Annotated in this window: 18 protein-coding genes; 16 read left to right on the top strand and 2 right to left on the bottom strand. The window is 52.8% G+C overall.

What is annotated here, in order from left to right:
- Position 1 precedes the first annotated feature (1 nt).
- The 12 genes from BLL42_RS27855 (at position 2) to BLL42_RS27790 (ending at position 13183) form a co-directional block, all read left to right on the top strand.
- Positions 2 to 691: a DsbC family protein gene (locus BLL42_RS27855; RefSeq protein WP_081427376.1), complete on the top strand. Its 690-nt coding sequence runs from the start codon at positions 2 to 4 to the stop codon at positions 689 to 691.
- 7 nt (positions 692 to 698) lie between these two features.
- Positions 699 to 3101: a type IV secretion system protein TraC gene (traC, locus tag BLL42_RS27850; protein ID WP_071555945.1), complete on the top strand. Its 2403-nt coding sequence runs from the start codon at positions 699 to 701 to the stop codon at positions 3099 to 3101.
- Positions 3098 to 3406 carry a hypothetical protein gene (locus BLL42_RS27845; protein WP_071555944.1) on the top strand — a complete coding sequence of 103 codons (309 nt, stop codon included), beginning with the start codon at positions 3098 to 3100 and terminating at the stop codon, positions 3404 to 3406. Before traC ends, BLL42_RS27845 begins: the two co-directional genes overlap by 4 nt.
- Entirely contained in the window at positions 3403 to 3921 is a 519-nt protein-coding gene (locus tag BLL42_RS27840) for a S26 family signal peptidase (protein ID WP_081427375.1), read from the top strand. Before BLL42_RS27845 ends, BLL42_RS27840 begins: the two co-directional genes overlap by 4 nt.
- A gap of 14 nt (positions 3922 to 3935) precedes the next feature.
- The gene (locus BLL42_RS27835; protein WP_161492364.1) at positions 3936 to 5051 is read left to right on the top strand and encodes a TrbC family F-type conjugative pilus assembly protein; all 1116 of its coding nucleotides are present in this window, start codon (positions 3936 to 3938) and stop codon (positions 5049 to 5051) included.
- Entirely contained in the window at positions 5048 to 5728 is a 681-nt protein-coding gene (locus tag BLL42_RS27830; RefSeq protein WP_071555942.1) for an EAL domain-containing protein, read from the top strand. Before BLL42_RS27835 ends, BLL42_RS27830 begins: the two co-directional genes overlap by 4 nt.
- Entirely contained in the window at positions 5729 to 6751 is a 1023-nt protein-coding gene (locus BLL42_RS27825) for a TraU family protein (RefSeq protein WP_071555941.1), read from the top strand.
- A gap of 8 nt (positions 6752 to 6759) precedes the next feature.
- Positions 6760 to 9459 carry a conjugal transfer mating pair stabilization protein TraN gene (gene traN / locus BLL42_RS27820; RefSeq protein ID WP_071555940.1) on the top strand — a complete coding sequence of 900 codons (2700 nt, stop codon included), beginning with the start codon at positions 6760 to 6762 and terminating at the stop codon, positions 9457 to 9459.
- Between the two features lie 240 nt (positions 9460 to 9699).
- Complete coding sequence (locus tag BLL42_RS27815) at positions 9700 to 10191, top strand: hypothetical protein (protein ID WP_071555939.1); 492 nt, start codon at positions 9700 to 9702, stop codon at positions 10189 to 10191.
- Positions 10188 to 10466 carry a hypothetical protein gene (locus BLL42_RS27810; RefSeq protein WP_071555938.1) on the top strand — a complete coding sequence of 93 codons (279 nt, stop codon included), beginning with the start codon at positions 10188 to 10190 and terminating at the stop codon, positions 10464 to 10466. The genes BLL42_RS27815 and BLL42_RS27810 overlap by 4 nt, the downstream gene beginning before the upstream one ends.
- A gap of 59 nt (positions 10467 to 10525) precedes the next feature.
- A protein-coding gene (locus tag BLL42_RS27800) for an IS3 family transposase (RefSeq protein WP_129586922.1) occupies positions 10526 to 11688 on the top strand; the annotation gives its coding sequence in 2 pieces (ribosomal slippage) (positions 10526 to 10781 and positions 10781 to 11688; 1164 coding nt in all).
- Positions 11689 to 12610: 922 nt separating this feature from the next.
- Entirely contained in the window at positions 12611 to 13183 is a 573-nt protein-coding gene (locus BLL42_RS27790) for a hypothetical protein (protein WP_071555936.1), read from the top strand.
- Positions 13184 to 13297: 114 nt separating this feature from the next.
- Here BLL42_RS27790 and BLL42_RS27785 read toward each other — a convergent pair whose 3' ends face one another.
- Together BLL42_RS27785 and BLL42_RS27780 are read right to left on the bottom strand one after the other, a co-directional pair.
- Positions 13298 to 14143 (bottom strand): hypothetical protein, encoded by an 846-nt coding sequence (locus tag BLL42_RS27785; protein ID WP_071555935.1) that lies wholly within the window; start codon positions 14141 to 14143, stop codon positions 13298 to 13300.
- Between the two features lie 104 nt (positions 14144 to 14247).
- The gene (locus BLL42_RS27780) at positions 14248 to 15006 is read right to left on the bottom strand and encodes a hypothetical protein (protein ID WP_071555934.1); all 759 of its coding nucleotides are present in this window, start codon (positions 15004 to 15006) and stop codon (positions 14248 to 14250) included.
- A gap of 422 nt (positions 15007 to 15428) precedes the next feature.
- On the opposite strand from BLL42_RS27780, the gene BLL42_RS29920 reads away from it, so the two are divergent.
- From BLL42_RS29920 to BLL42_RS27765, 4 genes are all read left to right on the top strand, one after another.
- Positions 15429 to 15704: a hypothetical protein gene (locus BLL42_RS29920; RefSeq protein WP_129587027.1), complete on the top strand. Its 276-nt coding sequence runs from the start codon at positions 15429 to 15431 to the stop codon at positions 15702 to 15704.
- An 84-nt stretch (positions 15705 to 15788) separates the two neighbouring features.
- Complete coding sequence (locus BLL42_RS27775; RefSeq protein WP_129587026.1) at positions 15789 to 15974, top strand: hypothetical protein; 186 nt, start codon at positions 15789 to 15791, stop codon at positions 15972 to 15974.
- Positions 15975 to 16224: 250 nt separating this feature from the next.
- The gene (locus tag BLL42_RS27770) at positions 16225 to 16764 is read left to right on the top strand and encodes a single-stranded DNA-binding protein (protein ID WP_071555932.1); all 540 of its coding nucleotides are present in this window, start codon (positions 16225 to 16227) and stop codon (positions 16762 to 16764) included.
- A 65-nt stretch (positions 16765 to 16829) separates the two neighbouring features.
- The gene (locus BLL42_RS27765) at positions 16830 to 17927 is read left to right on the top strand and encodes a RecT family recombinase (protein ID WP_071555931.1); all 1098 of its coding nucleotides are present in this window, start codon (positions 16830 to 16832) and stop codon (positions 17925 to 17927) included.
- Positions 17928 to 17964: the final 37 nt, after the last annotated feature.

The raw sequence follows: 17964 nt of genomic DNA, 5'->3' as shown, positions 1-17964 counted from the left end.
AATGACCAAATTCATCCTGGCAACGATCGCGGCGTTCACCGTAGCGATTGGCTTGTTTTCATCCCCCCTGTCCCTTGCAGCAGAGAACTTGGTTGGACTCCCAGTCAACGGCCTGGCTGTTGCCGAGAAGAATGGAAAGCTCCGGTACGTGTCGGACAATGGGCGCTTTCTGATTGAAGGCCGTATGTACGACACCTGGAACAAGGAGTACATCGACTCGCTGGAAATGGCAGACCGAGCGTCGAAGTACATCGACTTCGAGAAGATGAAGTTCAATGTTCAAGACCTTGATCCTCTGGTGTTCGGGACTGGCAAAAAGCAGGTCACTGTTTTCGTCGATCCCTACTGTGGTTTCTGCCACAAGATGTTCGGGCAGATGCAGGATCTGCAAAACGAATACACCTTCAACATCGTTCAGCTACCGATCCTTGGCGAAACCAGTGTCGCGCGAGTACGAGACGTAGTTTGTGCAGCAGACAAGTCCGAAGCACTGAAGACGGTGCTGGCCGGGGACAACAAAAGCGACCTGAAACAGGTGGCCTCGTGTGACCAGCTTCCGGTTAACAAACGGCTGATCACAGCGCAGTTTTTTGCGATCAAGGGTGTTCCGCACTCGATTCGACAGGACGGTTTCATTACCAAAGGGTTCATCCCCGATCTGAAGGGCTGGTTAGCCCAAGGTAAGGGCTGAGGTCGATATGGGTATTTTTCAGAAGCCGATCTACCGCCTCGGAGATCACCTGCAGGTCCTCGCCTACTCTCCCGACAACAAGCTGTTTCTGCTGGACGACAACGCAATGGGTTTCGCGTTTGTCTGCCAGCCTCTTTCAGGCGGCGATGAAAGCGTTGCCGAACACTTGCGTTCACTGCTGAAGCAGTCCTGGCCCAAAGATTCGCTGATGCAGTTCACCCTGTTCGCGGGGCAGAACATCACCCATCAGATCCAAGCCCTAATGCGCCGCCGCATGGCGCAAACAGATCCACTGCTGCTGAACGCTATTCAGGAACGTGCAGACTATCTGACCGCGGCGACTTTGAAGCCCATCGATGCGTTCTCGGGCATCAAAGTCAGGGATGCGATTCTGGTCATTACCGTGCGTTTGCCAATGGAATCGATGGAGCCTACGGCAAAGGAGATCGAGGAGTACTCGGACTACCGCACCCAGTTCGAGTCCACACTAAGCTCGGTTGGTTTTGCTCCTCGGGCAATGACCAACGATCTTTACGTCGAGGTCATGTCATCGATTCTCAACCAAGGCGAGAACGCTTCGTGGCGAGATCGTTTGCCCGTCGAGGCTGAGACTGACAAAGAACTGAAGTACCAAATCCTCGACTACGACAAGGCTGTAGAGCCACATCCAGATTACATCAAGATCGGCGATACCCTGATCAAGACACTGAGTGTCAAGCGTATGCCAAAAGTGGCATATCAGGGCAAGGCAGCCTGGTACCTGGGCGACATGATGACTGGGCGTCACGGTATCCGTGACAACTGCATGATTAACATGACATTGCAGTTTCCAGACCAGCAATCGGCCAAGGACAAAATGTCCGCACGCCGCACTTGGGCAAACAACCAGGCCTACGGCCCGCTGCTCAAGTTTGTACCTGTTTTGGCCGCAAAGAAGCACAGCTACGACGCCCTGTTCAAGGAACTGGACGACGGGGACCTGATGGTCCGAACCTACCTATCAGTGACAGTGTTCGCTCATGACCGTGAACGGCTAGTTCGAGCCTCCAGCGAGGCTCGTAACTATTGGGGCGTACATCAGTTTCAGCTGATGGAAGATCGCTTTTTCATGCTTCCTCTGTTCTTGAATTCGCTGCCATTCGGCGCTGACATCAAGGCCATCAAAGAGACTTACCGCTACAAGACCATGGCGATCAGCCATGCGTTGCCGCTCTTACCCATCTACGGGGATTGGAAGGGGACGGGCTCCCCTGAGATGTGTTTCGTGAGCCGTAACGGTCAGCTCATGAACTTTGACCTGTTCGATTCGGAAACAAACTACAACGCTACGGTCGCCGCGCAATCCGGTTCAGGAAAGTCATTCCTGACCAACTACCTGATCACCTCCTATCTGAGCTCCGGCGCTCAGATTTGGGTAATCGATGTCGGTCGGTCGTACGAGAAGCTGTGTCACGCCTTCAACGGTGACTTCATCGAGTTTACTGAAGCCTCGAAGATTTGCTTAAACCCCTTCGAACTGGTTCAGCAGTACTCAGAAGAAGAAGACGTACTGGTCGGACTGCTATCTGCCATGGCCGCGCCTACACAGCCGCTTTCAGACCTTCAGGTCTCCGGCCTCAAGCGTCACCTCACGAAAGTATGGCTTGAGAAAGGCACCTCGATGTTGGTCGACGACATCGAGCAGAGCTTGCTGTCGGACGATGATGAGCCGATCCGCAATATCGGTAAGCAGCTGTATACCTTCACCTCCGCAGGTCAATACGGGAAGTTCTTCAACGGAAAGAACACCGTTGCCTTCAACAATCCCTTCACAGTTCTGGAGCTTGAAGAGCTGAAGGGCCGTAAGCACTTGCAGCAGGTGGTGTTGCTCCAGCTGATCTACCAGATTCAGCAGAACATGTACCTGGGCGATCGCGATCGCCGGAAGATCGTGATCATCGACGAGGCTTGGTCGCTTCTCACCGAGGGAGACGTGGCCAAGTTCATCGAGCACGGCTATCGCCGATTCCGGAAGTACGGTGGCAGCGCGATCACCATTACTCAATCAGTGAACGATCTTTACGCAAACCCCACCGGGCGGGCGATTGCAGAGAACAGCGCAAACACCTTTCTCCTTGGCCAGAAGAAAGAAGCGATCAACCAGATCAAGAAAGATGAACGACTACCTCTTTCCGAAGGCGGCTACGAATACCTGAAAACCGTGCATACGGTGAAAGGCCAGTACTCGGAAATTTTCATGATGACCGACCGCGGCAGCGGCGTTGGGCGCCTCACGGTAGACAAGTACAGCCTGCTTCTCTACTCGACAGCGCCTGAAGACGTCCAGGCCATCAATACCTACGTCAAACAGAATTTCAGTACCGCTGATGCCATCAAGGCGGTCATCAATGATCGAGGAGCACGAGTTTGAAAATTATCCCCTATATCGCACTGGCCGTTTCTCTTGCCGCGCTTTATTTGGCCTGGGAGGCACGTCAAAACGAGGTGCCGAAAATCGCGGTCATCAACATTGCAGCGGCCATCGAAGCGATACCGGGAGAACGCACCCCGGAAGCTATTGAAGAAGCCACCAGCAAAACTTACCAGCAGGCCGCACGCCTAGCTGCCCGTGGATTTCTGGTCCTCGATAGTCGGGCGGCGATCCAGGTCCCCGCTGATATGGAAGTCCCACTGCCGAGCATGAACCAAGCACCGGAAGAGGGGTTGCCTCAGTGAAGAAAAAGATGAGCCGAGGCGAGTTCCTGGTTAAGAGCTTCGCATTGACTGCGGTTGTCGCTTGCGTGGTGGGCGGAGGAAGCACGTTGTTGGCCGATCGTTACTCCATCGGCATTGACCCTCAGCAAAGCCGATGCCTGGGATACAGGGTCTTCTTTATCGACAAGACAGACAAGATTCCTGAAAGGGGGAAGATTTTCACTTTCAAAGCGCTCGGGACTGAGCCGTATTTCCCCAATGGTACCTTGCTTACAAAAATGATCGATGGTGTCCCAGGCGACCGGGTACAAGTCGGTCATGACGGAGTCGTCGTGAATGGTAGCCAGGTTCCAACCGCTGATGGTTTGTACCTGGCGGTGACGTTGAACAAACCCGAATCAAGGTACATCCGCGACGAGTACCTGGCGACGGGAAAATACTGGTTCTCCGGCAGAACTAAGGACTCTTTCGACTCGCGCTACTGGGGGACGGTAGATGAGACCCAGCTCGTCGGTCGGGCCTATCCGCTATGGTGAGGCCAATCCATAAGGTGATCGCCCTGACGGCTTTCGCTTCGTTGCTTCCATTCACTTTGGGCGCCGCTGAATTGACGTCTGAAGACGTCACCGGGTGGGCGAAAAGTATTGCTGCAGAACAAGGCGACTACACCGGCAACCCGTTGGAGAGCATTCCTGACCAGGTGAAAGCTGATCCCGAGACAAACCTCACTGCCAGCCCCGATCGGAAGGTTTTTCAAGGACGCCGTACGTTGATTTTCGTCTCACGGTCCATGTCGGACAATGAGCTGAAATCCATTCTGCTTGAGAACGCCGACGATACATCCGTGCAGCTGGTAGTGCGCGGATTCCCCGATGGCGTCAATACAGCTGAGGCGATAGCGCACCTGCAAAAGCTCGTCATGGAGACACACTCAAAAGCCGGTTTAATCATCGACCCACCGGCTTTCAAGCGTCACAACATCACGGAGGTACCGGTAACCATCCTGGAGGAGAGCGAGGTGGCGTTGCTGACCGCGAAAGGGAACAGCAGCGCCCAATATGTCGCCGATGCTTATGCTCAGGGCCAGAGGGGCGACCTCGGTGTTACCGGCCCGATGATGGACATCGCCGAAAGGGACTTGGTCGACGTCATGCAGGAGCGTGCTCATCAGCTCGACTTTGAGAAGTTGAAAAAATCAGCGAAAGATCGATTCTGGGCGAACCAAAAATACTTTGAGCTCGATCATGCCGTTGAAAGCAGAACACGTGAGATCGACCCAACTGTGATTGTTGGCCAGGACATCCTGGACCCGAAGGGCAATGTAATTACAGCTAAAGGGACAAGAATTAACCCCTTGGACATTCGGCCATTTACACAGCGATTGGTTGTTTTCGATGGAAGAGATAAAGGGCAAGTAAAATTTGCCAAGCAAGAGTTCGACGATCATTCCCAGACCACACGAGTGACATTGATTCTCTCTGCCCTTGATACGACTGATGGTTGGGAAAGCTTTCAGCAGTTGCAAAAAGAGCTTGGCGCTCCGTTGTATTTACTCACACCAGAAGTCCTTACGGCTTTCGAAGTTGAGAAAGTACCAAGCATTGTTTACTCCGACCGTAATAAGTTCATCGTTCAAGAAACCATGGTTGAGAGGCTCACGGAATGACTTTGAAACTTGCTGTTCAGGGACTTCATGCCTGGAGTTCTCTTCAAGGGTACGAAGTGCTAGCGCGTAAAGTAGAGCCGGAAGGTCAAATATTGGTTCCTCATGAGTTCGTGCTCCCCGAGCGTGGGTTGTCGTGGTGTGAATTAGACAGCCTGGTCCTCGGCTTGGCCAACTCATCGGACTTTCTTCGGAACACTTCGGTACCGATATTCATAAATCTCTCCGCTGCGACATTGAGAAACGAAATCCTTTTAGCCCGTGCAGCCAACCAGTTGCAGGTACTGCGCGAATGGGTTTCCAATGATGTGGTGCTTGAGGTCTCCGAGAAGTACTACGCAAGTAAAGAGGTTATGGCTCATCAAGTTACCCACCTGAGAAGCTTGGGTATAAAACTGGCTATTGACGACTTTGGGTATGAGCATTCTGATATTGAACGCTTAAAATTGGTGCATTGGGATTATTGTAAAATCGATCTTACTGCTTTGAGACTGTCAGAAAATCTCGAATGGTTGTATGAGGCCTATCAGTATTGCACAAGCGATGGCGTTCAAATGGTGCTTGAGCGCTATGAGCAACCTCGACCATGTGAAGTTATTAACTCTTTGAAAGGCGCTTGGATACAAGGTTTCTCTTTGTCCAAGCCGATGTTGATAGACACTCCTGTAGGGTCGAATTGAATGAAGTCGTTTCTTAAAGTTCTGGGGCTGTTCTTCGTGCTAATTTCCGGAGTGAGCGCCGAGAGCCTGCCAGGAGATCCTACATGCCAAAATGCGCAAATATTAGGTCCGAAGATTTTTACCGATGTTTGCTGGGCGTGTTTATTCCCGATCAAAGTGGCAGGCGTGAGTCTATTCGGGGGCACGGCTCCGGATAAATCGAGTAACAAAACTGTCTGCGCGTGCTCGGACAACAACGGTATCTACCGCCCTGGCCTCGTGACATCTATGTGGCAACCTGCTCGTCTGGTGGAGGTCGTCAGATCGCCTGGCTGCTCGATGGCACTAGGTGGCGCTAACCTGGCGATCGGCGACAAACGTCTGCGTGGACATAATGGCAGCGGGGACTACGACAGCGGTGATACGGTTTTCTACAATGTTCACTACTACTCCTTCCCCTTGCTACAGATCCTCGAAATATATCTTCCTAGTCGGTGCAACATTGATGGCTTCAACGACTTTGACTTAATTTCTATTAGTGAAATCGACCCAACCTGGACCAACCCAGAACTGGCGTTCTTCACGCACCCCGAGGCAGCGGCTGTGAGTTCGCCGATCGCGCAAGCAGCGTGTACTGCTGAAGCCCTGACCCTCACGGCTGGCCAGCCTCTGGATTCGATGTGGTGGTGTGCAGGCAGCTGGGGAGCAATTTATCCATTTGCGGGCCATACCGGAAACATGGAGTTCGAGCGAAGTACGTCCTTGCTGGCAGCAAAAACATTGGCGGTCCAGCATCGCCGCGGCCTCGCTCGCCTGACCATGGGTGACGAAGCACTCTGTAAGTCACAAATTTTCCCGACGGTGGTGAAGTCCCAATACAAGCTCGCGATGTTCTCCCCGCTTCCCGAAACCGCTCGTGCTCATTGGATTGGAGAGCATCCAATGAAATGGAATGGCGGCCCTGGCGGTCGACTGATTCCCTTTGTTGGCGAAGACGCGCTTTACATGCTGTGGCGTTGGGCTGACTGCTGCGCAACATTGTAGGTGACCGGATGAATATTTTAAGAAACTCGAAACTTGTCACTGCTGTGTGCGTGCCATTGATGGGACTGATGCTGAATACTGTCGCGTTTAGTGCTTGGGCCGATGGAGTCACGTCTTCAGCGGCTGAAGCTAATCAGTTTGGTAACCAATTCTTAAAGGATTATCAAGGGCCAGTCAGTAATGGTGGTAATGGCGCAATCTTCCCAGGTGGGGGAACGGTCAGCGTTGACAGTCTATTTCCTGGTGCGGGAGGTGGTTCAAATACCAAGCTCAACAATGTCTACGGCAACGATAAAGACACCCAGCTCATAGGGCGCGGCGCTCAGACTCGTCTTGAAACAGAGCAGGGCGGGAATGGTGATGCCTATAGAACATTGGTTGACTCATCAAACCGGGCTAGCCCGAACCTGATAAAAGACCCTATTTGGAATACGACAGACGAGGTCCTTTCAAAACCAGATCTTTTCAAGGGCGAATTTTCTGCTTGTAAAGCAGAGTCTGTTTTCAATAACACAACAATCAAGAAACACATCCCAGATTACAGAACTTGCGAGCGGATTACAGACACTTCTGGAGCGCACGTACTTAAGCATTCCTACAATGCTGGCGTTCTTGTTCATGATGCAGGGCCCGCAAATATCCAAAGCTGCGGAGTTGGCTGTGTGTACCTCTGGCTGGGTACTGTCGGCGATAACTACTGGAAAGGTTACTGCACGATTTTCGAAGAGTTCATGAAGGTTAGAATCGTAAACCCTGATGCGATTACAAAAGCCACTTTGGAATACGCAAAGTATGACGACTATATGCAAGTCTGGACCGGCAACACCAAGATATGGAATGGTCCTAACGGAAACTTTCCTCCGGAAACCGGTGGAGCATGTGAGTTAGGAACATCTTGGGAGCAAACGCTGAATACAGACGTCACCCAGTATTTTAAGGTGGATGGTCAGGTTGAATTTAAAACCCGTGTTTCCGTTGCGGGTGAAGGTGAGGGCTACGCACGCATTAAAGTTTTGTTCGACCCTAATAAAGCGGTTACTCAAGATGAATATTTCTCAGAGGAGGCTTACAAAGCTGCTACCCAAGTAGCCGATGGTTTTTGCACCGCGCCAGCATTAACTTGCAGTGACATGCCAACAGTGACAAATGGTTGCACCTTTATCAATGGCGTTCAGGTGTGCGAGAGTAATTTAAAGCCTTCGCCATTTCCTAGCATTAGCCCGCTGTGCAGACAAATTAACTTCACATCTGAATGCAAGTTTTATCAAGGGGATATGGAGTGTTACGTCGATGCGCATGGCGTGAAGCGCTGCCCAACGAACAATGGTGGGAATTTGGATTCCTGCAAAAAATTCGAGGATGACCCGAAGTGCGGATTTATCGAGCAGAAATGTGTTGGCGGGGCCCAGGGCAAGTCCGGATCTTGCGCCGTATTTGAGGAGGTGTGGGACTGTGGCGTCGACGTTGATGTACCCAATCAGCAGGTCGACACCACTTACAATTGCGCGGGCCCAGTTCGTTGTGCCGGTGGGGAGTGCTACAACCCGACATACGACAAGAGCAATGACTTCTCCAAGGCCGTAGCAGCCCTGCAGATCGCCCAGTCAGCACAGCACGATATGGACTGTACTGGAGATGACGGGATCGAGAACAACCGTTCCTGTGCTTTGTTCAAGGGCGAACCAATGGAGTGCAAAAAGGCGGTGGGCGGATGGGTCAATTGTTGCGAGAACCCTGGCGGCATCTCCTTGGCTGATTACGTGAACCTCACGATCAAAACCTATTCCTTGATGGAGGCCACCGGTAACTTCGAGATGACCAAACCCGTCTATGGCGCGTGGAACCAACTGAAGCAACCAATCATCGACGGTATTAACTCGGCCTGGCGTGCGACGAGCGATTTGTGGGCGTCCATGACGGACTCCGGGATGGCGGCCACCGATCTGGTGGCGAAGGGGGCAGAGCAAGGCATCATTGCCACATTCAAGCAGACTCTGATGAACAAGACGGCGGAATGGACAGCCCAGACATTCGGCGCCCAGGCTGCCAACGCCGTGTTCGTCAGCGAGGCGGGTGGCGAGTTTGCCAAGACGGGGGCCGACGGTACGGTCTCGACAGGTGGTAACGCGGCTCTCGGCCCAGTGGCGCAGAACATCGCCATGGCCGCGAACGTGATCATGATCATTTATACGATCTATGTTCTGACTGAGATCCTTGTAAACATCATCTGGGAGTGCGAAGCAAAAGAGTTTGAGCTCGGCGCTAAAAAGGAACTTAAGGTGTGCCACTTCGTCGGTAGCTATTGCGCCTCCAAGACCCCGCTGGGTTGCATCGAGAAGAGAGAATCCTACTGCTGCTTCAACAGCCCGGTCGCACGGATCCTCCAGGAGCAGATTCGTGCCCAGCTTGGATCGACTTTCGGCGAGGCGGAAAACCCGTCATGCGACCCTATACCGATTGCGGCGCTAGACAAAGTGAACTGGGACAAAATCGACTTAGGCGAGTGGATTGGCATTTTGCAGACAACAGGCAATTTTCCAAACGCGAGTACGGTAAATCTCGACAACCTGACAGGGCAGGGGAGCAACCTCAACGTAAAAGGAGACCGACTCGACACTCTGAAGCGCAACGAGCAGCGTCTGCAGGGCATCGACGCCGACACTCTGCGTCACGAAGCGGAGACGCAGGGCTGGACCGAGGTGAAATAGCCCTGGCAATGAGGCAAATAAAAAAAACGGGTATCGCAGCCCGTTTTTTTGTGTGTGCCCAAAAGGTCGGTGAGTCAATTTCATTAGGCCCTGTAATTGCCCCGGACAAGGGGGCAGTCATCTCGATTGTGTTCTCTACTCGCGTGGGAATATGGATGCGTTTATGTGGACTGTACGCCAGCCAAATAGGCGCATTGCGCACCGTACCAGCCGTAGCTGGGCAAGAAGGGAAGAAATCATATGCAACTCGACCAGACAAAGTGGGCAGTAATGGTTAACGGGGTAACGGTCGGTCACCTCGACAGTACACAAATGGATATGTTGGAGGAGGAGGTGCGGGGTGACAAGCGTCTCCTAGCTGCCCAGGTTATTCATGTTCTGGTCTGTATAGCCCGCGGTGCCATATATTCAGCCCAGCGGACTCCGTTGGCGATGTTCGCGTTTACTCTGGTCATGGCGGTGCAAAGCCCTGACGACGTCAATCGCCAGATCACAGATAATGCCGCAGCGTGGTTCACAGCTAATGCGCTGATCTCGTTTGTCATCGCGTTCTTCTCCGTATTTTTTGGTGCATTGATAAACGCTCAAAAGCTGGGTTATCAAAACCAGTTCAAAGCTAGAAAAGCCGAATTGGCTCGAAAAAAGCTCCGTGTGGCTGCAGATGGTGACGTGTCTTTTCACAAGGAAGAAGGACTAGGTTTGGGCGAGATATCGGAGGCAACATCAAAATGAAAGCATCGTTCCTGATTGAAGATGAGTTCAAGCTAACCCGTAAGGAAGTGCTGTTCTGGCAGCGTCATCGTATGCAATTCACCTTCTCCGAAGGTTGGACGATCGGTGAGCCATTCGATACCCGCTTTGACACGGAGGTTGGCGGATCTCATTTCGTTGTCACTCAATCGATCAACGATAAGGGTGAGCTTGAGGGTGGTTTCTCCTTAGATCGACTGGCCGAGTACCCGAAGCAAGCATGTGCTCCTCGCATTGTGGATTATGAGCAGGTGTAGTGGTCTAATGATTCCGGACACCCATTTAGGCGAGAATACCCGCCAGATCGAGGTGTCAGATGACCAAGCAACGCCGTACCTTTTCCGCTGAATTCAAACGCGAGGCTGCCGACCTCGTGCTCAAGCAAAACTACAGCTTCATCGAGGCCAGCCGCTCGCTCGGCGTTGGCGAATCGGTTCTGCGCCGTTGGGTCGACCAGCTTCAGCAGGAGCGCACAGGCATCACCCCACAGAGCAAGGCGCTAACTCCAGAGCAGCAAAAAATCCAGGAGCTGGAAGCTCGGATCGCTCGCCTTGAGCGCGAGAAATCGATACTAAAAAAGGCTACCGCGCTCTTGATGTCGGAAGATCTCGAGCGTACGCGCTGATCAATCAGTTAAGCGTCCATGAGCCAGTTGATTGCTTGTGCGAGGTGTTCGAAGTCGCCCGCTCGAGTTACTACGCACATCGTCTCAGACGGCTAACCCCTGACGTTGAGCGGCTCAGGCTGCGTAGTCGAGTGAACGAGTTGTTCACCCGGGGGCGAAGTGCGCCGGGCAGCCGCAGCATCACCGTGATGATGCAAGAAGAGGGTGAGCAAATCGGGCGGTTCAAGGTACGCGGCCTGATGCGCGAACTGGAGCTGGTCAGCAAGCAGCCGGGATCACACGCCTACAAAAAAGCGACGGTGGAGCGGCCTGATATCCCGAACATCTTGAACCGGGAGTTTGATGTCGAGGCGCCCAACCAGGTCTGGTGTGGCGATATCACCTACATTTGGGCGCAGGGTAAATGGCACTACCTTGCGGTTGTCCTGGATCTCTACGCGCGTCGAGTTGTGGGCTGGGCGTTATCAGAAAAGCCGGATGCAGATCTGGTGGTCAAGGCGCTGGACGTGGCTTACGAACAACGTGGAAAGCCTCAGGGGTTGCTGTTTCACTCGGATCAAGGATCGCAGTACGCCAGCCGCCAATTTCGCCAACGACTGTGGCGCTACCGTATGCGCCAGAGCATGAGTCGCCGAGGAAATTGCTGGGATAATGCGCCGATGGAACGGGTGTTTCGCAGTTTGAAAACAGAATGGATACCGACCACTGGCTACATGACCGGCCAGCAAGCTCAGCGAGACATCAGCCAGTACCTGATGCATCACTACAACTGGATCCGACCCCATCAATTTAACGATGGGTTGGCCCCGGCGAAAACTGAAGAAAAACTCAAAACCGTGTCCGGGATTAGTTGACCACTACACAGGATGGCAAAAGCTACTCCCTTGAGGAAGCTGAAGCTCTCCCAGTACTTGCTCCTGTTCTGGCGAGGCTCAAGGATCGAATCGCGTCTCATGCTGCCCATTTGGCTGTAAGAGTTCGAACCCCCAACTTCGCTCAAGGTGGCTGTCAGTGAGCGAATTCCTCGTAATCACGTCCTACGTCAACCCATGACAGACGATAGTCTGGGGCTGTTTTCATGAGACAGTTTGAGGGAGAAAAATTGCGGAGCATCGACTTTCATATTGGGGTTGATCTGCCTCGGAAGCTGGCTAGCTATGTCGAGGCAGGAGAAAGAGTTCTATTGGGTGGTCGGCCAGGTCACGGTAAGACTGTCTTGGCTATGAGGGCGTTCCCCAACGGTTACCTGGTCGACAAGAGAGACGAGGTTTTAACTGGTAAAACTCCAGGTGGTTGCGTTCTCCCAAGTGCCCAAGAGCGTTGGGCGGCTCGTACTGGGAGTACGTTGATTATCGACGAGACACAGTTGCTTGCCGCCGCGGGGCTTGCGCAGCTCATCGAACAAGTAAACTCAGCTGGCCGGGGCTACGTGGCCATCGTCCAAATGCATCGACCTGCAACGTCCACGCGACAGGGTGACTGGATGGAATCCGTTGCTGTAGATCGTGCATTGCAAATGATGTCGAGTGGCGGGCGCGAAGTCCGAATTATCGCCTTGGAGGAAAGGTTAAGGGGCGATGAGTTCAGCTGGTCAGAGCGAGTGTTTCGACCTCGCCGGTAACACCGGCAATGATCGCTTCTTCACGGGCATGCTGGGCTGATCGAGGAGGCATTGATAGCTTTTCGGGTGCTGGCTTTTCACCCAGCTGATCGCGGACACTAAGCGGGTAGAAAGCGAAACAAAAACTCGGATAACTGATCGGATAGGAGATATGGATGGAACACGACGATTTCTATTTTGGGACCATTAACACACGCGAAGGTGGCAAGGAAAAGGCGATCAGGTTGTTTGAGCTTTTGCGTAACGCGAGGCTTTCTGGGCAGGCTCATTTCACTCAACAATTGCGTCGATTGTTAGCTGAGCACAAGAGTCTGGTTGCCAGCGACGGGACTTCGGCCCCACCCTTCCCAGAGTTGCTCGACGGCGTAGACGTGAATCAGATCGGGCTTGTGCGGATTGGTGGACGTACTGACATCAACCAGACCACGCCGACCTTGGACTGCTCGCTCATTTTCGTTGAAGGCCCGCTGCATGTACGACCACATTGGACGGCCTATAAGGAACTGCGCTCCTGGGAAATTATCCGCACATTGCTGATGCCTCTTCGCAATACTGGCCTTGTGAGCCGAACCGTGGTCCAAATTGATGGCAGTGAACAGCGGTTACCTTTAGACCCTGAAGAGCAAGTACGGCTGTTGTTTCAAGTGGCTGGGCATCCATTTGACCCAATCGTTCATGGCGAGATGGCGACCTACATCGCACACATAGAAAAGGGGGATGGCCTCTGAGTCGACTCGCGCTCTGAAGGTCGATCTGAGGCAGGGCTTTCTTGGCTATGCCTGAAATAAAAAGACGCTAAGTCTCAGTTTGACTTAGCGTCCGTCAATTCTGACCCAATCCCCCTAGTACACTCCCAAGACCTTCTCATTGCCACGGTCGTACAGACGGTATGTCGTTGTCTTACTCAGCCTTGAGGTTGCCAAGGCCTTGGCCAAGGCAGCTTCTGCTCCTGGTGCCGCATTTTTGCTTCGGTAAAAGCCAAGGCTGACCCTGAAAATGTATGCCGCGAACCCCCCCTTGTTCACAGGGGCGTAGCCTGACGCAGCGACGGCATTTCCAGTGTTCACTGCGACAGTGAAGCATTGCGTCGGCCCAAGCTTGCAACGGGCGTCGTCCATTGACACTTGAGTACCACCTGAGCTGATTTGTGTACCGGTGGATTGTGTTGCGGCCTGGAGGTCGGCCTTGATATCGCCCAGACATTTTTTGTAGGCAGCCTTCTGGTCGGGGTAGTCAGCGCTGGGCACGAAGCAGTATGCGCTGTTCAGCGTGCGCGGGTCGTTGTCGGTCGGAGCTAGCAGGAAGTTGACTGCTCCCAGCGCACCTGCAGTCGCAGCGTTGGTCACTCCACTCGACACATCCATCGCCAGCGAAGCCGCTGTATGGGCATTGTCGAACCCTTCCTTGCGTGTCGAGTTGTCGATTTCATTAGCGCTCAGTCGACCCAACGGAACCTGCTTAAGGGTCGGCAACCCTGCTGACAGCAGTACCTGATCAGTCATGGAAGTGTCTTCCGAGAATTTCAATGGAGCCTGATTGACCAATCTCAGCGTCGAACGGTCCTTTACCTCGAAGCCGTATTTCATTCCGTCAACTTCGAACTGATTGGGGACCACTGGTGAAGTGGTCGCACAACCTGCCAGCGTGAGTGCGGAGAGCAGTCCTGTTAATACCTTCACTTTTGTCATGCTTGAGCATCCTTTCGTTTTTTTCTATGGTGCCATGATTTAAAAAAATGCAAAGAAAACCCCCGCATATAGCGGGGGTCATGGGCTTGAATCGAGTTGGGGCGTCAGGCGACTTCAGCAGGCTGTTGATCATCTTCGCTGGCCAAAGAGTCGTTGAGGATTGCTTTATCCGTTTCGACATCGTCACCAAGCTCTTCACGTACTTCTGCTGCGAGCTCTTCGCCGGAACGGTTCACTTTTTTCATCGAGTCGCGTGCGATATGTGTCAGTTGCCGGGTCGCTCGAAGCACGGATCGGCGCCAGCCGTACTTCAGATCAGCGACAGCGTTGGAGGGAATGAGGCCGCTCAGCCAGGCTGTGTCGATCAATACCAGATAGTTGTCCAGGTCGCTGATGATCACCGCGAAACGGTTCGCATGAGGAGTCGAAATCGAGTAGGCCTGTTCAACGGAGTGATCGTACCGGGTTTTGCCGGTGATTTTTTCCGAGGCCAGCATCTGTTCGATCTGGGCTGTGTCCTTACTGAGTTTGGCTTTGATATCATCGATGATTTTCATGACGGCATTCAGTACTTCGCTGTAGTCGAATGCCGTATTTTTTTTGGCAAGTGCTCGTGTCACAACGTCGATTGTGAACAGGGAGCGACTTGCGACCTGGAAGGTATCTCTGAAAACTCGCTGAGCAACATCGGTGTTCAATGACACGGAAGAGCTGATGGTCGGCGTCGAGATTTTCCGTTTGGATTCAGCTTTCCGCTTGGGCTCAGGCGGGGTCTTCTTGGGGCTTGCGGAGGCGTTCAGCGGCTCAGCTACGTCGGTGATCGCGTTCAACTGATTCTCTACTGGTTCGACAACTGCTGTCATGGTCATATCCTTTGGTTGGGGGGGTATCCTTAGGGTACTGAGGTGTTTTTTGGCCTGACCTTGAGTCTGCCCCCTGGTAGGGGGTTGCGTGAGATGTCGCCTTTACAGCCCCCGACTGCGCTGGTAGTTTTTCTTTCAATTCGTTTTCTTCTCGCACAGCTGCGCTGTCGAGAGAATCCCGGAAGCTTGCTTCCGGAGTGGCTGGTGATCACTTAAAACAAACACCCACCTTCTGAGTAGTTCGCTACTACTCATCACCCGTAGGGACCGCACCCTACAGGGGTCGAGGTCTCTACTTTTCAAGAGAGGCCTCTCATGAAATACCTTGCTCTGTTTACCTTCGCTGATGTTTTGGCTAATGACGGTTCTACCGTTGCTCAAGCTCATGCTAAGCACGTTGCCGCCACTGAGGAGTCTGCAAAATGACTTCTCTGACTACACTTAGCCCGATCGCAATTGTTTTATTGCTCATCTGCGTTGTCGTAGTTGTTCAGTTCGCAAGAGAGCATGTTGCAGCATTCATTTACTGCATCACGCCTGTTAAGAAGGAGTCTGTTGCTCCTTCGCCTGCCGAACCTCGACCTACTGGTGCAACCAAAACTGATCTCACCCCAGCTGCTTATAAAGAGCTGTGGATGCCTCGGGATTGGAAGCAATACGAAGAACCTTCGTTTTTGCGCATGAGCAGAGTCGACTGAAGCAAGTGGTGCACCCTACGGGGTGTGCCACCAAAGCCCATCCCAGGATTGGTTTTGGTGGCACACCCCGTAAAGGACACTTCCATGATCGACGCTATTTACTGCATGCAGCTACGCGAGCTTCTTCTTGACCATAATCGCTGTGTCCCTGTGCCAAAACACATTGCAGACACCGTGAACGAGGACCAAGTTGATTTTCGTTACGTCAAGAATTGGGCCGTGCAACAGAAGCTTCTGTCGCAACATGCGGAAATCGGCCTGGTAGCTTGATCAGTCGCTGCTTGCACCGGAGAGGGCAACCTCTCCGGAAAGCGCCTTCCAGAGACTGGATGCTCCTGTCTGCGGAAGGTACTTTCAGCCAACTATTTCCTACCAGTTTCTCGTCCTGCTCCATGCGGAGCGGCGGAAAAAGTGTCTGGTGATCACTCAAAACAAACACCCACCCATCACAAACCCCTTTGGGGCACCACGCCCCTCAGGGACGAGTCGTGCCCTTCATTTGTTCCTGGAGGAATACCCCATGGCTCGTGGCGTAAACAAAGTAATTCTCGTGGGCACCTGTGGCCAAGATCCTGAAGTGCGGTATTTGCCTAACGGGAATGCCGTCACCAACCTGAGTCTTGCTACAAGTGAATCATGGACCGACAAACAAACCGGCCAGAAAGTCGAAAAGACTGAATGGCACCGAGTGTCGATGTTCGGCAAGGTTGCGGAAATCGCGGGTGAATACCTGCGTAAAGGCTCTCAGGTTTACATCGAGGGCAAGCTGCAAACTCGCGAGTGGGAAAAAGACGGTATCAAGCGTTACACCACTGAAATCGTCGTCGACATGCAAGGCACCATGCAGCTTTTGGGTGGCCGTCCGCAAAACGGTGGGTCGCAACAAGGCTCGTCTAATTCGGCTCATCAGCCTCAGCAACAACGCCCGCAGCAATCCCAAGCACCGCGTCGTGAAAATCCTCCTGTGACACAACAGAGTCAACAAGGTGCGCCACGGGATTTCGATTCCTTTGATGACGATATTCCGTTTCAGAAAATCCCTTATTTATCAGGAATTTAACTAAAATAACCCACTTGGGGGCATTGTCCCCAACTGGGGATCATGTCCCCTAAAAGGAGACATGTATGTCCAATCAAGCGTTATCACCGATCCAGGTCGTTACTTCTCTCGTTAGGCGTTCTGAGGAGAAGTTTCTTCAAATGGTCCAGAGCACGAACGTGGGGCTGAATTTCAGCGCGGAAGCACTGTATGCAGTCCAACAGTTCAGCGGTAAAAACAAGGATTTCGCATTGAAGATTGCCCAAAGCAATCCTACAAGCGTGATCATGGCAATGATCAACGTCGCTGCTGTCGGGTTGACGTTGAACCCAGCTCTGGCATTGGCCTACCTAGTGCCGCGCGACGGTCGAATCATGCTGGATATTAGCTATCGCGGCCTGGTCAAGATTGCTACCGATACCGGTAGTATTTCCTGGTCCAAATCCGAGTTGGTCTACAGCAACGATCACTTCAAGTTTCGCGGACCCGCACAGCTTCCCGTTCACGAGTTCGATGCTTTTGCATCGATCGAGGAGCGGGGTAAGTTCCGCGGCGGTTACAACATCGCGAAGCTACCTAGTGGAGATCATCTCGTGACGCCGGTTCGGGCCGAGAAGATTTTCCAGATCCGTGATTCCTCCGAAGCCTTCAAGAGGGACAAAGGGCCATGGATGAACTGGGCGGAAGAGATGTACCTCAAAACCATCACTAAGCGAGCACGCAAGGATTGGCCATTGTCCAGTCCGCGCATGGATACCGCTATGGAGATTCTGGATATTCAGAATGGTGAGGGCTTCTCTGGTGATCCTGACGCAGTAATCGACGGTCAAGCCATGCTTGTTCAGGCGGCTGACCCAGTTGTCGTGCCAGTGAGCTCTCAGCACCCTGGCCAGACTCAAGCATTCGTAGCTCCACACATGGATTCTCATGTGGTGGCGGACGCTGAGTTCGAGGAAATGGGACATGTCGAGCCTCAGTCTCAATTTGACCCAACCACAATACTTCCGAAGGTGTTACAGCGTATCCAGTCAGTGATTGACCGGGCTTACTCGACAGGTTGCTGGCAAGCTGCTCGAGACTGGTTCGAAGAGCAGTCAGGCTTTTCTCGCGAGCTTTTACAGTATTCGCTGGATGAGCTTGACAAGGCACAGTCTGAAGCAGCGGCCCTACAGCAGTCAGCATGATGGACTGTTCATCATCAACCATTAACCCAAGAGGGGC

The sequence above is a fragment of the Pseudomonas frederiksbergensis genome (assembly GCF_001874645.1).
In the GTDB taxonomy this organism is placed as follows: Bacteria; Pseudomonadota; Gammaproteobacteria; order Pseudomonadales; family Pseudomonadaceae; genus Aquipseudomonas; species Aquipseudomonas frederiksbergensis_B.
This window is presented reverse-complemented; position numbering and strand designations above follow the sequence as displayed.

Bases quoted from the DNA above. Each gene is read 5' to 3' on its own strand.
- BLL42_RS27855 (WP_081427376.1), top strand. From the start codon at position 2: ATGACCAAATTCATCCTGGCAACGATCGCGGCGTTCACCGTAGCGATT.
- traC (WP_071555945.1), top strand. From the start codon at position 699: ATGGGTATTTTTCAGAAGCCGATCTACCGCCTCGGAGATCACCTGCAG.
- BLL42_RS27830 (WP_071555942.1), top strand. From the start codon at position 5,048: ATGACTTTGAAACTTGCTGTTCAGGGACTTCATGCCTGGAGTTCTCTT.
- BLL42_RS27825 (WP_071555941.1), top strand. From the start codon at position 5,729: ATGAAGTCGTTTCTTAAAGTTCTGGGGCTGTTCTTCGTGCTAATTTCC.
- traN (WP_071555940.1), top strand. From the start codon at position 6,760: ATGAATATTTTAAGAAACTCGAAACTTGTCACTGCTGTGTGCGTGCCA.
- BLL42_RS27815 (WP_071555939.1), top strand. From the start codon at position 9,700: ATGCAACTCGACCAGACAAAGTGGGCAGTAATGGTTAACGGGGTAACG.
- BLL42_RS27810 (WP_071555938.1), top strand. From the start codon at position 10,188: ATGAAAGCATCGTTCCTGATTGAAGATGAGTTCAAGCTAACCCGTAAG.
- BLL42_RS27790 (WP_071555936.1), top strand. From the start codon at position 12,611: ATGGAACACGACGATTTCTATTTTGGGACCATTAACACACGCGAAGGT.
- BLL42_RS27785 (WP_071555935.1), bottom strand. From the start codon at position 14,143: ATGACAAAAGTGAAGGTATTAACAGGACTGCTCTCCGCACTCACGCTG.
- BLL42_RS27780 (WP_071555934.1), bottom strand. From the start codon at position 15,006: ATGACAGCAGTTGTCGAACCAGTAGAGAATCAGTTGAACGCGATCACC.
- BLL42_RS29920 (WP_129587027.1), top strand. From the start codon at position 15,429: ATGACTTCTCTGACTACACTTAGCCCGATCGCAATTGTTTTATTGCTC.
- BLL42_RS27775 (WP_129587026.1), top strand. From the start codon at position 15,789: ATGATCGACGCTATTTACTGCATGCAGCTACGCGAGCTTCTTCTTGAC.
- BLL42_RS27770 (WP_071555932.1), top strand. From the start codon at position 16,225: ATGGCTCGTGGCGTAAACAAAGTAATTCTCGTGGGCACCTGTGGCCAA.
- BLL42_RS27765 (WP_071555931.1), top strand. From the start codon at position 16,830: ATGTCCAATCAAGCGTTATCACCGATCCAGGTCGTTACTTCTCTCGTT.